Raw genomic sequence first — 13,771 nt, 5'->3', positions numbered from 1 at the left:
ACAATTAAATAAAGCGAAAACGCTTTCCACAACTTAGACTATGGCAATTTTCAGTAGATTTATGACATTTTTTTGTATGAATATTTTATTAAACATATTTTATGTGTAGTATACCTAATTATGGAAGTATTTATCCTAAAAAAAACCGATTAAACGCAAAAAAAAATAATTGCAAAGAAAAAAGCCCTTAAAAGTATAACAACATTTAAGGACTTACGCAAACTATTAAACAAAATTTTAACAAATTTAAAATCCAAGACACTGGATAATTATATACAATATTATTTTTTATGTCTCATTTGAAATTTATTTTGGATTTTCTACTCATTAAAAGTGTAAAAATCTATAGTACTTCTATTGTGGATTTAAATTGTTTTAATGCATTTAAAGCACGTTCTGCATGCTTTTCTCCACGTTCTTGTTTTGATTTAATTTTTTCACCTAGAGCTGGGAAAAGACCAAAGTTCACATTCATCGGTTGGAAATGTTTTGGATCGGCTTCTGTTATATAACGAGCCATACTTCCTAAAGCAGTTTCAGCAGGGAAGATATATAAATCTTGTTGTAATGCTAAATGAGCTGCATTAATCCCAGCGATTAAACCACTTCCTGCTGATTCTACATAACCTTCTACACCTGTCATTTGACCAGCAAAGAAGATGTTTGGCTTACTTTTTAGTTGATATGTTGGTGCTAAAGCTTTTGGTGAATTGATAAATGTATTTCGATGCATAACTCCATAACGTACAATTTCAACATTCTCTAATCCAGGAATCATACGAAATACTTCTTTTTGTGCACCCCATTTTAAATGTGTTTGGAATCCAACGATATTATATAGTGTTCCTGCTGCATCGTCTTGACGAAGCTGAACTACTGCGAATGGTCGTTTTCCAGTCTTAGGATCTTCTAAGCCTACCGGTTTCATAGGCCCGAAAAGCATTGTTTTTGGTCCTCTTTCTGCCATAACTTCAATCGGCATACAACCTTCAAAATACTTTTCTTTTTCAAATTCGTTTAAGGGTGCTTTTTCTGCTTCAACAAGTGCTTTTTGGAATGCATAGAACTCATCTTCTGTCATAGGACAGTTTAAATAAGCAGCTTCACCTTTATCGTAACGAGATTTTAAGTACACTTTATCCATATCGATACTGTCTTTTTCAATAATAGGTGCTGCAGCATCATAGAAATATAAATAATCTTCTCCTGTTAATTGTTGGATTTTATCAGCTAAAGCTTTTGAAGTAAGTGGACCAGTTGCAATAACTGTAATCCCTTCATCCGGAATTTCTGTTACTTCTTCATGAATTACTTCCACAAGTGGGTGATTTTTTACTTTTTCTGTAATATATCCTGAGAATTCGTGTCTATCTACAGCCAATGCACCACCAGCTGGTACTGAACAATTGTCAGCAGCTTCAATAATGATTGAGTCCAATTGACGCATTTCTTCTTTAATTACGCCTACTGCATTAGTTAAATTATTTGCTCTTAGTGAATTACTACAAACTAGTTCAGCAAATTTATCTGTATGATGTGCGGGTGTTTGTTTTACTGGGCGCATTTCATATAGTCGAACTTGTACGCCTCTTTTCGCGATTTGCCAAGCAGCTTCACTTCCAGCTAAACCTGCTCCGATTACATTTACAATTGGTGTCATTCTATTATTTACCTGCTTTCTAACTAAATCATTGTGTAGGTTCTTCTTTATAATCACAACTTGTACATTGGACTTGAATACCTTTTTTAATTTTCTTTTCTACTAATAATTCATTACATTTCGGACATGGACGGTTGATAGGTTTATCCCATGAGACAAAGTCACAATCTGGATAGCGGTTACATCCGTAAAAAATGCGTTTTGTCTTACTTTTTCTTTCGACGATTTCGCCCTCTTTACATTTTGGACATTTCACACCGATCTCTTTCACAATTGCTTTTGTATTACGGCATTCTGGGAAATTACTACAAGCCATAAATTTTCCATATCGTCCTAACTTAAAGACCATAGGTGATCCACATTGTTCGCAATCCTCACCTGCTGGTTCATCCTTAATCTCTACTTTTTCCATTGCAATTTCTGCATGTCTCAAATCCTTTTCAAATTTCCGATAGAAATCATCAATAATTTGAACCCATTTGACGTTACCATCTTCAATACTATCTAAGTCTTTTTCCATTTGCGCAGTAAATTCAATATCAATAATTCCCGGGAAAAATTCAAGCACTAATGAATGGACAATTTCCCCAAGTTCAGTAGGAACAAATCGTTTCGCTTCTAATGTAACGTAGCCACGCTTTTGAATAGTGTCTAATGTTGGTGCGTAAGTAGATGGTCTTCCTATACCTAGCTCCTCTAACGTTTTAACTAGACGTGCTTCTGAGAAGCGTGGTGGCGGTTGAGTGAAATGTTGTTTCGGTTCAATTTCTAAACTATTCACAACATCACCTTGCTCCATTGGAGGCAGAAGTTTATCTTTTTCTTCTTTTTGATCATCAGAACCTTCAATATAGAGCTTCATAAAACCAGGGAATTTTACATTTGAGCCAGATGCACGGAAGATGATTTCACCATTTTGTAAATCTGTGGTTACTGTATCTAATATTGCTGGTGCCATTTGGCTTGCAACAAATCTTTCCCAAATCAAACGATATAATCGCAATTGATCTCTAGATAAGACTGCTTTCAATTGATCAGGATGACGCAATGTACTTGTAGGTCGAATAGCTTCATGTGCATCTTGTGCATTTTCTTTATTTTTTGCTTGTTGAGTAATTAAAGTCGTATACTCAGATCCATAATTTTGTTCAATATATTCATGAGCTTCTTTTTTAGCTGTTTCAGAGATACGTGTAGAGTCTGTACGCATATATGTGATTAAACCTACTGTACCTTCTTTTCCAACATCTATACCTTCGTATAATTGTTGCGCAAGCATCATTGTTTTTCGAGCACGGAAATTCAACTTTCTAGCAGCTTCTTGTTGTAAAGATGAAGTAGTAAATGCAGGTGAAGCATTTCTTTTACGTTCTCTTTTAACAATTTTTTTCACTTGAAAATCGTTGCCATTGATTTGGTTAAGAATTTCTCCTACTTCTTGTTCATTTGATAATTTAATTTTTTCTTTTGCTATTCCATAAAATGAGGCATCAAATGTTTTTTTGCCTTTTTGGAAATTCCCCTCAATTGTCCAGTATTCTTCCGGTTGGAAGTTCTTGATTTCATTTTCACGGTCAATAATCAGACGTAATGCTGTGGATTGAACACGACCTGCTGATAATCCTTTTTTAACTTTCTTCCATAATAAAGGGCTAATATTATATCCAACAAGCCTATCTAAAATTCTTCTTGCTTGTTGCGCATCAACTAAATCCATATCAATTGGACGTGGATGCTTAAAGGACTCTTTAATCGCATCCTTTGTAATCTCATTAAATACTACACGGCAATCTGATTCAATATCAATATTCAAAGCAGTTGCTAAGTGCCAAGCTATTGCTTCCCCTTCACGGTCTGGATCGGCTGCGAGATATATTTTCTTTGCTTTCTTCGCTGCAGATTTCAAATCTTGTAAAACGGGGCCTTTACCACGAATCGTTATATATCTTGGTTCGTAATTGTTTTCTGTATCAATAGCCATTTGACTTTTTGGAAGGTCGCGTACATGACCTATTGAAGCTTTTACTTTATATTTTTTTCCTAAATATCGCTCGATTGTTTTTGCTTTTGCGGGCGATTCCACTATAACTAAATAATCCGACATTAGATTTCCCCCTTATAGAGGTGTTGTTTCATTTTCCAAAAGAAATACCTGTTGCAAAATGTATAACAGAATTTGTATTTTTGCAACCCTTTTTCATTTAGAAAGTAGAAATCCTTCTATTTCTTCTATAATTTGATAACCGTTCCACACAGGCATTGCACCTTCTAATAGCAATTTATGTGGTCCCTTAGAAAGTGGTTTTGTTATATCACCTGGCACAACGAATATATGCTTACCGTTTTCTAAACCATGATCAATCGTACTTAAAGTACCACTTTTTTCCGCTGCCTCAGTAACAAGTATCCCTTCAGACATACCACTTATAATACGATTGCGCATCGGAAAATGCCATTTTTGTGGTTTTACATATGGCGGATATTCGCTTATAAGCAAATGTTCTTTCTCCATAATTTCAGCTAATTTACGATTTTCTTTTGGATAAAGGTGAAACAAACCATGACCTAATACTCCAATTGTTTGACCAGAAAATTTTATTGTTGCTTCATGAGCCATGCGATCTGCACCTTTAGCTAACCCACTAACAATAACATACTTTTGTTCTACTAATGGTGGTATTATATAGTTTAATATTTTTTCAGAATAATTTGTAGCTTGTCTTGAACCAACTATTGCAATTCTACGCCAATTCTTCAAAATATCAACTAATCCTTTTGTATAAAGTACAACTGGTGGGTCATATAATGCAAGTAATTTGTTGGGATATAATGAATGATGAAAAGGTATGGGGAAGATATTATGTGCCATATACGCTTCATTTAATGGGGAATTAAGCGTTTTTATATAGTTTTCTTGTAAAATTCCAGCTTTTTCGACAGATAAATTCAAATATCCAGCTAGTTTTTGAGTAGATATTTGATCTAATTGTGTTAAATCTGGGTCTACTTCAAACAATTTCTGCAACCTGTTAAGGGGAACAGGAAACACATAATGTAGTGCAAGTAATCTTTCTGTAAAATTTACATCGTACATAACTTCCCTCCATTAATATGCAATTATACTTTAAACAAACAAGCTTTATCAAAGACTATTTATAAAGAAAGTGCAGTACTATTTTAGTACTACACTCTCATTCTAATGGGTTTTACACTTTTCGTACAAGCCCTTTTCTTTAATCACTCGAATAAATGTTTCGCCAATAACTGATGGTGTTGGAGCTACTTCGATACCGCATTCATTCATCTTTTTGATCTTTTCTTTTGCAGTACCTTTACCACCTGAAATAATAGCTCCTGCATGCCCCATACGTTTACCAGGAGGTGCTGTTTGACCACCGATGAATCCTACAACAGGTTTTGTCATGTTTGCTTTAATCCATTCTGCAGCTTCTTCTTCAGCTGTACCACCGATTTCTCCAATCATGATAACTCCATATGTTTCTGGATCTGCTTCAAATTCTTTTAATACATCTATGAAGTTTGTGCCGTTTACAGGGTCCCCACCAATTCCGACTGCTGTAGTTTGGCCAATGCCTTCTACCGTTAATTGATGTACTGCTTCATATGTTAATGTACCAGAGCGAGATACAACACCAACATGACCTTTTGTATGAATATATCCTGGCATAATACCAATTTTACATTCATCTGCAGTAATAACTCCAGGACAGTTTGGTCCAATTAAACGCGTTTTCTTCCCTTCCATATAGCGTTTAACTTTGACCATATCAAGTACAGGAATATGTTCTGTAATACAAATCACCAAATCTAGTTCAGCATCTACAGCTTCTAAGATTGCATCTGCTGCGAATGGTGCTGGAACATAAATGACAGAAACATTCGCTCCTGTTTCATTAATTGCATCAGCAACCGTGTTAAATACAGGTACTCCTTCAACTGAAGTACCCGCCTTACCTGGCGTTACACCTGCTACTATTTTAGTACCGTAATCTAGCATTTGTTTTGTATGAAAAAGCGCAGTCGAACCTGTAATACCTTGTACCAATACTTTTGTATCTTTGTTGATATAAATACTCATCTTGATTCCGCCCTTCTTAGCCTACAAGTTCTACGATTTTTTGAGCACCGTCACCCATGGAATCTGCAGCGACAATATTTAAGCCTGATTCTCTCAGTAATTTTTTCCCTAAATTAACATTAGTTCCTTCAAGACGAACAACTAATGGTACTTTTAATCCTACTTCTTTTGCAGCTGTGATTACGCCTTCTGCAATGACATCACATTTCATAATACCACCGAAAATATTAACAAAAATTCCTTTTACATTGCGGTCAGACAGTATTATTTTAAATGCTTCCGTTACTTTTTCAGCAGTTGCACCACCACCAACGTCAAGGAAGTTTGCCGGACGCCCGCCATAGTAACTAATTGTATCCATTGTAGACATCGCTAGACCTGCTCCATTTACCATACAACCAATGTTACCGTCTAAAGTTACATAGTTTAAATCGTATTTTGAAGCTTCTATTTCTTTTGGATCTTCTTCATCAAAATCTCGCAATTCAACAATATCTTTATGGCGATATAACGAATTACTATCAAAATTAAATTTGGCATCTAACGCTTGTACTTCATTTCCCCCTGTTATTGCTAGAGGGTTAATTTCTAAGATAGATGCATCTTTTTCTGTAAACGCTTTATATAAACCTAGCATTAAATTTGCTGTTTTATTGATTAATTTATTAGGAATATTCATATTAAATGCAAGGCGTCTTGCTTGGAAACCAGTAAGACCTATAACTGGGTCAACGACTTCTTTGAAAATCTTTTCCGGTGTCTTTTCCGCTACTTCTTCGATGTCCATACCGCCTTCTTCTGAACCCATTACTGTTACTTTTGAAGTAGCTCGATCTACTAAAAAGCTAAGATAATATTCTTTTTGAATATCAGAACCAGCCTCTATGTATAGGCGCTTGACTTCTTTACCTTCTGGACCTGTTTGATGCGTGACTAGTACTTTACCTAACAATTCTTTAGCATAAGAACGGACTTCATCTAAATTCTTAGCGATTTTAACCCCGCCAGCCTTTCCACGACCACCTGCATGGATTTGTGCTTTTACCACTATAACCTTTGAATCTAATTCTTTCGCAACTTTTACTGCTTCTTCTGGTGAGAATGCAACTCGACCTGAAGGAACCGACACCCCATATTGACGAAGAATTTCTTTTCCTTGATACTCATGGATGTTCATACTTAATCCTCCCATCTAAATTTCATAATATTATGAAATACAAGTATATTGTATAAAAATCAGACAATAATGTCCATAGTCTACTTCACTACATTTCTTTCTGCAAAAATAACAGATTATCCCATAATCTAAAAAGCCACTAATTTTATATAAAAATTAGTGGCTTTTTTCTAAGTATTTTTCATGTAATTGATCCAGTCTATAGATAAATGCAAATACTTCCGCAACAGCTTGATATAGTTCATCTGGAATAGCTTCATTTAAATCTAACTGACCTAATAATTGGACAAGATTTGGATCTTCTTGAATCGGAATATTATGATTCTTTGCTTGTTCCAATATATTTTCAGCAACTTTCCCCTTTCCTTTTGCAATAACCTTTGGTATATCTGCCTTCAAAGGATTATAGGAAAGGGCAACAGCTTCTTTTCTTGTTTGTTGTCTTTCATTCATATACGTATATCGACTCCTTGCGTATGCAATTCTGATGCCGATGATTTCTTACTATTGGTATTCATTTGTTCCTTCGAATATTTTTTTATAAAAACACCCGAAAGTTGATAATCATGTTGTGATAGTCCTGTTTTAAGAATGCTTTTTAATGGCTCTGCTAAAGACTTCAAGTTGTCATTTTCGTTATAAATAGTAACCGAAACAACTCGACTTTGCACTTGCATATCAATGACTGTTTCTTGAATAGAGCTAAGTTGCAAGTAAAAGAGTATGCGTGCATAATCAGCATCAATTTTACCTTCTTTTTTCATACGGCCATTCCATTGTAAAGTTGCCTCTGTCTTTTTTCCGAAGAACTCTAACGGTACTTGCATAATTAGTTGATGTTGCGGTCCGTTTTCACCTGATAAATATTGCATACCATTCATCCGAGCTATGACTTGTTCTGCTACATTTTTGGTCGTACTTGAAACAGAATCCTCCTGCAATAGTCCTAATAATTGGGGCTTTAACTGACTCGAGATTTGTTCTAGATTTGAAGAATTCTCACTTAGTTTTGCTTCATAGCTCAGTCCTAAGTTTTGTAAAGTTTGTTTGATTGCTGTTTCAAATGTTTTACCATCTAGTTGTTGCGCTAACTGTTCTTCAGTTTTCATCAACATTTGTTGAATAAAGTCTGATTTTGAACTAGTTGTTACTTGTACTAATCTTGCAAAAGCATTGTGATCATTTGAAGTATCTGCATTTAAGATTTGCATCATTTGTTGCTTAGCTGTCATTCCTTGCTTATCTTCTTGAAACGGTTGGAATTGTGCTGAATCCCCAAAAGCTTTCAATAATTGGTTATGTAATTCCTTCACCACTGATTGAATTGACTGAGATGCATTTTTTTCATTATCAATCTTTTGTATCGTTTGAAGTAATTCTTCCTTTTGTGTTGAAGTTAACAAAGTCTGCTCTTGAATTGCATTTTTTAGCTGCGGTAGCAATTCTGTCATTTCTTTTTTGGACGCCGTGTACAAAGCGGCTGTTAGCGTTTGAATAGTTGATTTTTGTAATGTTGTTTCGAGATGCTTTGTAACTGCTTGAACATTCTCAACTGTGGGCTGTGTAATTGCCTTTGTTATAGATTGATGAATCCCCAGTTTTTGAGAATCAGATAATGATAAATTTCGTTGTACTGATTCTTTAACTTGCTGGAGTAACGATGTCACTTCCTTAACATTACCTGCTAGTGACTCAGAAGAAAGTTGTTGCAAAAGTCGATTATTATTTGATGGTTGAATATTAGTATTCCAGTTAAGTAAATTTGCACTTTTCGGTATAATTCCCGAGTCTTTTAGTAGTTGTAAAACCGTTAATTTATCTGCTGGAGAAGCTGACGAAGACGATATTACATCTAACATCTTTGCTAGTAATATGCCTCCAGTTTCTAAGGCCAACGGTTTATTGATCAATTGTAGTTGATTTTGAAGCTGTTCTCGCATTGTTGGAGGAATGGAATCGTCTTGGAGTAATAATTGTTGTAGGTTCCCCAAAACCTCTGTAAAACCTTGTTTCATACTACCCTGTAACACAGCTTGAAATGTATTTTGTTGGATTGGTAATTTTAGTTCAATCAATTTTTGTATAACATTCAATGCCTCTCTTGAACTAATTGTATCAGGTAATGTCTTCATTATTTGTTCTGCTTGTTGCATTTGTTCTTTAGTCATTGGCAAATCATTTTTTAGTAAATGAGATGCTATTTGTTTCATCTCATTTGTTTGTGGTAATCTCATAGAATCTAGTAATTGAGTAACTTGCTGTGACATGGGTGCTGATGGTGTCATTGGCCCTGAAATCACTTTAAGTTGCAAATCTGGTTCAACCCCTGATACTTGGAAATAATGCGAATTCCCAGCTTGTAGAGGGATTTCTAATTTAGCCATCATCCGTTGTCCACCAACTTGAACTTCTGCAATTTGGTCTGGATATAATTGTTTAATCGTTCCATGAATCACTTGCCCTTGTTTTAAAACCAATGGATGTCCATTCATTGGCCCACTTGACTGTTGCAGATGAACTGATGTCAATGATGGATAATTCAACTCTATTCACCCCTTCTGAAGAATCATAGATTTAATCGGTTCAAACGTTTTTCGATGAATTTCTGTAGGCCTATATTTTTTTAGTGCTTCCAAATGTTGTTTTGTTCCATAACCTGCATGCTTTTCAAATCCGTACTCTGGATATTGCTGTGCCATTTTCTCCATATAATGATCCCTAGCTGTTTTGGCAAGAATGGAAGCTGCTGCGATTGCTAAGCTTTTGGCATCTCCTTTTATAATGGATTGCTGTGGTATATCAATCGGCAGTGTCATAGCATCTGCTAATACAAAATCTGGTTTTGTTGTTAATGATTCAATTGATATTTTCATAGATTGTTTTGTCGCCTCATATATATTAACCTCATCAATCACACTAGCAGGTTGAAAGTGAATAAAAGAAGCGATGGCACATTCATTTATTTTTTCAATAAAACTTTCTCTCATTTCTTTAGATAACTGTTTTGAATCATTTAACCCGATTAGTGTTGGGCAGTCCTCCGGCAATATGACAGCTGCTGTTACAACTGGTCCTGCCAATGGTCCTCGGCCTGCTTCGTCAGTACCCGCTACAAGTGCATGAGGAAAAGGTCTATATGATTCATCAAATGCAAGTTTCTTCTTGTGTTCTGAAAAGAGTAAATCGTATTTTGCTTTACGACGATGCCACTGTTCCAACGCCTTAACAATACCTTGTCTTTTGTCGGTTTCTAATTCAGACATCCAAGGTTGCCACTCCGTTTCTCTTAATAGTGCATCTTTAATTTCTCTAATGGTACTCACTTAAATTTCTCCTTTTGCTAAGCCTGATTGGTTCATTAATAATCGGTGAAGATGAAGTTAACTTACACACATTAATAATTACACCTATCAATATCCTTTTTATCGGCAATCTTTTTTTAAAGTACAGAAAAAACCTTCTTTACACACTGGTAAAAAAGGTTTGTTTTTTTATGCAAAATCCTCTACAAAATCAAAGGTTAGCTTACCGAGTTGTTGACCACGAATATCTCTTACAATTAGTTCTGCTACTTGATCATAATCAATTTCGCCACCAGATATATAAACGTTTCGTAATTTTCCTATATGATCAAATGTCTCAACAATTTCTTCACTTAAGCTAGAAATTTGATATCGTTCTTCCATACGTCCAGGATAATGATCACTTAAAAAATTCAAGCCATAAATAGCAAGGTCATCCATATTCGTAATCGTATCTTTTATAGCTCCAGTTAAAGCTAATTTATATCCAACTTCTTGATCCTCAAATTTCGGCCATAAAATCCCTGGAGTGTCTAACAATTCTAATTCCTTACCAACTTTTATCCATTGTTGAGACTTTGTAACACCAGGGGTATTACCTGTTTTTGCAATATTTTTCTTTGCAAGACGATTGATAAGTGTAGATTTACCTACATTTGGTATACCTACAATCATCGCACGAATAGCTCTTGTTTTTAAACCTTTTGCTTTCATACGTGCCCATTTGTCTGCTAATAACTCCTGTGCAGCTTTTGTTACCAACTTCAAACCTTTTCCATCTAATGAATTAATAGCTATAGCTTTATGACCTTTTTGCTCAAAATAAGCAAGCCATTTTTTCGTTTGAGTTTCATCTGCCATATCAGCTTTATTTAATATTAATAATCTTGTTTTTTGATGAATGACTTCGTCAAGCATCGGATTTCTGGATGACATAGGCAGGCGTGCATCGATTAATTCAAAAATAATATCAACAAGCTTTAAATTTTCCGTAACTTGTCTGCGTGCCTTGGCCATATGTCCAGGAAACCATTGTATAGTCAAGTTTTTCACTCCTATTTGTTAATTCACTTTGCCTATTTGTTCAAAAGGCCAAAAGACAACATTTGTTTTTCCAATAATTTTATCAATAGAAACAATACCAATATGTCGACTATCTTTGCTATATCGTCGATTATCTCCCATAACAAAAACATATCCTTGTGGAATGGTATCACCATGTACACTTGGAATATCTTTTAATGAAAAATCTTCGGTTAAAGTTCCACCATCTGTAATTTCATTTTTAAATTTTTGTAAATATGGTTCTTCAATTGCTTTTCCATTTATATATAGTTGATCATTTTTATACATTAACTGATCACCAGGTAAACCTATTACCCGTTTAATATAATCCCTTTTTTCAGGAGCATGAAATACTACTATATCAAATCGATGTATATCTCCTATTCGATAACCAATTTTGTTCACTATCATGCGATCCCCATTTTCAAGCGTTGGCATCATCGATTCACCCTCAACTACAATTGGTGTAAATAATAAGTAACGAATTCCAGCTGCAAGTGCAAATGCAATAATAAGTGCTTTTGTCCATTCCCACAACTCATTCTTTTCCTTTTTTTGCTTTTCCATCATTGATGCCCCCTTGATATTTCTACTTATATTGTACAAGGATTTATCATTTCAGGCAAAAAGAAAGAGAGCTTGAAATGCAAGCTCTCCAATCTTCAAAAATAAGCTTATCGAATTTCTTTAATACGAGCAGCTTTACCACGTAAGTTACGTAGGTAGTATAATTTAGCACGACGTACTTTACCACGACGAGTAACTTCTAGTTTAGCGATTTTTGGTGTGTGTAATGGGAATGTACGTTCAACTCCAACACCGTAAGAAATTTTACGAACTGTGAAAGTTTCACTAATACCGCCACCACGACGTTTGATAACTACACCTTCGTATACTTGGATACGTTCGCGAGTACCTTCGACTACTTTAACGTCGATTTTTACTGTATCTCCAGCACGGAATGCAGGGATGTCAGTACGAAGTTGATCTTTAGTGATTTCTGAAATAATGTTTGACATTGTTTTCTCTCCTTAGACAGATGCTCTTGCAGGTCACTGTGGTTGCTACAGCGGAACACCGTAATACGGCATCTCCATAGAAATGCATCTCAAATATTAGCATATATTTTAAGCTGTTGCAAGTGTTTATACTTTACAGTTTTTTTAGTTTTTCAAGATATTTTTGCTGTTCTTTTGTTAACTCTATATGTTCTAGTAAATCTGGTCTACGTTCAAATGTACGTTTTAACGATTGTTCCATTCGCCATTGTTCAATTTTCGCATGATTACCTGATAATAATACATCAGGTACTTTCATACCGCGAAAATCTGCAGGACGAGTGTAATGTGGATGTTCAAGTAATCCAGTTGAAAAAGAGTCAAGTACAGGTGAATCATCATTTCCAAGAACACCAGGTAATAACCTTACAACACTATCGATTATTGTCATAGCCGCTAATTCTCCGCCTGTTAAAACGAAATCACCAATTGAAAGCTCGTCCGTCACTAAATACTGACGAATTCTTTCATCATAACCTTCATAATGACCACATACAAAAACCAATTCTTCTTCTTGTGCTAATTCTTCAGCTTTTGCTTGTGTATAGCGTTCTCCTTGTGGACACATAAGAATGATACGTGGCTTCTTTCCCTCTTCTACAAGAGCCTCTACAGCGTTAAATAGAGGTTCTGGTTTTAGTACCATTCCCGCTCCTCCACCATATGGATAATCATCTACCTGAGCATGCTTGTTATTAGAAAATTGTCTAAAATCAGTGACTGATAATTGTACAGCTTGCTTTTCTTGTGCTTTTTTTAATATGGAAGATCCAAACACACCTGTGAACATTTCAGGAAATAAAGATAAGACGTGAATATTCATCATGATAATAACCCTTCTATTACTTCAATGACTATTTTCTTTTCATCAATATTGATTTCTTTGATAAATTCATCTACAACCGGAATGTAATGATCTTTTCCATCTAATCCTTTAACTGTCCAAACGTCATTTGCAGCCGTTTCAAAGATTTCTTTCACTTTGCCGATTTCTTTTCCCTCTTGATCGTATACTGTACAACCAACTATTTCATGGTAGTAGTATTCGTTATCTTGTAATTGATCTTCTTCTAGTTGTTTTTCACTGACTTTAAGTATTCCGTCTCGGAACGATTCTACATCATTGATATTAGGATATCCTTCGAATGATAATAGAATAAAGTTTTTATGTGGACGTGAAGAAGCAATGGTTAATAAGATTGGCTTTTTCTCACCTTGTTTAAAAAGACCTAGTTGTTGACCAACAGCATATCTTTCTTCTGGAAAATCAGTTTGAGAAATAACACGAACTTCTCCTCGAATACCATGCGTATTAACAATTTTCCCTACGTTATACCATTCCATATGGTTCACCTCTTTAAATATTAGGTTGTTTAAACGAGCGCGTTCCGCTTTTATTTGACTACTCCA

Annotated in this window: 13 protein-coding genes; all 13 read right to left on the bottom strand. The window is 35.1% G+C overall.

All coding sequences use genetic code 11. The features are described from left to right. Positions 1 to 343: 343 nt before the first annotated feature. Positions 344 to 1,660 carry an FADH(2)-oxidizing methylenetetrahydrofolate--tRNA-(uracil(54)-C(5))-methyltransferase TrmFO gene (trmFO, locus tag CW357_RS02315; protein ID WP_119414273.1) on the bottom strand — a complete coding sequence of 439 codons (1,317 nt, stop codon included), beginning with the start codon at positions 1,658 to 1,660 and terminating at the stop codon, positions 344 to 346. A gap of 28 nt (positions 1,661 to 1,688) precedes the next feature. Further along, the gene (gene topA / locus CW357_RS02310) at positions 1,689 to 3,764 is read right to left on the bottom strand and encodes a type I DNA topoisomerase (protein WP_119414272.1); all 2,076 of its coding nucleotides are present in this window, start codon (positions 3,762 to 3,764) and stop codon (positions 1,689 to 1,691) included. A gap of 93 nt (positions 3,765 to 3,857) precedes the next feature. Continuing rightward, positions 3,858 to 4,754, bottom strand: a complete 897-nt coding sequence (gene dprA / locus CW357_RS02305) for a DNA-processing protein DprA (RefSeq protein ID WP_124217245.1) — start codon at positions 4,752 to 4,754, stop codon at positions 3,858 to 3,860. Between the two features lie 102 nt (positions 4,755 to 4,856). Then, entirely contained in the window at positions 4,857 to 5,759 is a 903-nt protein-coding gene (sucD, locus tag CW357_RS02300) for a succinate--CoA ligase subunit alpha (protein WP_124217244.1), read from the bottom strand. 16 nt (positions 5,760 to 5,775) lie between these two features. Continuing rightward, the gene (sucC, locus tag CW357_RS02295) at positions 5,776 to 6,936 is read right to left on the bottom strand and encodes an ADP-forming succinate--CoA ligase subunit beta (protein ID WP_124217243.1); all 1,161 of its coding nucleotides are present in this window, start codon (positions 6,934 to 6,936) and stop codon (positions 5,776 to 5,778) included. A 156-nt stretch (positions 6,937 to 7,092) separates the two neighbouring features. Beyond that, entirely contained in the window at positions 7,093 to 7,389 is a 297-nt protein-coding gene (locus tag CW357_RS02290; protein ID WP_124217242.1) for an EscU/YscU/HrcU family type III secretion system export apparatus switch protein, read from the bottom strand. Continuing rightward, a complete protein-coding gene (locus CW357_RS02285; protein WP_124217241.1) occupies positions 7,386 to 9,479 on the bottom strand; it encodes a hypothetical protein in 2,094 nt (697 codons plus the stop codon). Before CW357_RS02285 ends, CW357_RS02290 begins: the two co-directional genes overlap by 4 nt. Positions 9,480 to 9,485: 6 nt before the next feature. Then, positions 9,486 to 10,259, bottom strand: a complete 774-nt coding sequence (locus CW357_RS02280; RefSeq protein WP_124217240.1) for a ribonuclease HII — start codon at positions 10,257 to 10,259, stop codon at positions 9,486 to 9,488. Positions 10,260 to 10,427: 168 nt separating this feature from the next. After that, positions 10,428 to 11,282: a ribosome biogenesis GTPase YlqF gene (gene ylqF, locus CW357_RS02275; RefSeq protein WP_124217239.1), complete on the bottom strand. Its 855-nt coding sequence runs from the start codon at positions 11,280 to 11,282 to the stop codon at positions 10,428 to 10,430. Between the two features lie 18 nt (positions 11,283 to 11,300). After that, on the bottom strand, positions 11,301 to 11,870 hold the full coding sequence (lepB, locus tag CW357_RS02270; protein WP_124217238.1) for a signal peptidase I: 570 nt from the start codon (positions 11,868 to 11,870) through the stop codon (positions 11,301 to 11,303). Positions 11,871 to 11,977: 107 nt separating this feature from the next. After that, positions 11,978 to 12,322, bottom strand: a complete 345-nt coding sequence (gene rplS / locus CW357_RS02265; protein WP_066785363.1) for a 50S ribosomal protein L19 — start codon at positions 12,320 to 12,322, stop codon at positions 11,978 to 11,980. Positions 12,323 to 12,455: 133 nt separating this feature from the next. Then, positions 12,456 to 13,184, bottom strand: a complete 729-nt coding sequence (trmD, locus tag CW357_RS02260) for a tRNA (guanosine(37)-N1)-methyltransferase TrmD (protein ID WP_124217361.1) — start codon at positions 13,182 to 13,184, stop codon at positions 12,456 to 12,458. Then, positions 13,184 to 13,705, bottom strand: a complete 522-nt coding sequence (gene rimM, locus CW357_RS02255; RefSeq protein WP_124217237.1) for a ribosome maturation factor RimM — start codon at positions 13,703 to 13,705, stop codon at positions 13,184 to 13,186. The genes trmD and rimM overlap by 1 nt, the downstream gene beginning before the upstream one ends. Between the last annotated feature and the right edge of the window lie 66 nt (positions 13,706 to 13,771).

The organism is Rummeliibacillus sp. TYF005 (assembly GCF_003844195.1).
GTDB lineage: Bacteria > Bacillota > Bacilli > Bacillales_A > Planococcaceae > Rummeliibacillus.
Note: the sequence above shows the minus strand (reverse complement) of the source record. Positions and strands in the feature narration are given on the sequence as shown.